1 pseudogene is annotated in these 322 nt (G+C 59.9%); it reads right to left on the reverse strand.

The window, feature by feature from the left end:
* Positions 1 to 322, reverse strand: a pseudogene (locus RTW80_RS28250) (nuclease); the annotation flags it as partial.

Below are 322 nucleotides of genomic sequence, written 5' to 3' on the forward strand. Positions count from 1 at the left end.
GTGTCCACGTCAGCAGCGCCACCGACACGTCGGGACGACCCGCCAGTTCGGCCTGAACGGCAAGAGTGCGCTCCGCAGACATGGCCTTAACCAGCGTTGCCGGATAGGCATCAGCGGGGATTTCAGGCGTGGTGTATGTGATCACTTTACTTTCACGTTCCTGACGCGCCTGTTCTTCTGCTGCCCGGTCTTCGTCGGTCAGCCTGCGGATACCAGGCTGAACCTGAAAACTGTCACCACCCCATGACACCCAGATACCGTGCGCGGCGCGAAATTCCGGCGTGGCTTCGCGATACTCCGCCTCGCAGTAAATGTCATCGAT

The sequence above is a fragment of the Escherichia sp. AM3 genome (assembly GCF_032029835.1).
In the GTDB taxonomy this organism is placed as follows: Bacteria; Pseudomonadota; Gammaproteobacteria; order Enterobacterales; family Enterobacteriaceae; genus Escherichia; species Escherichia coli.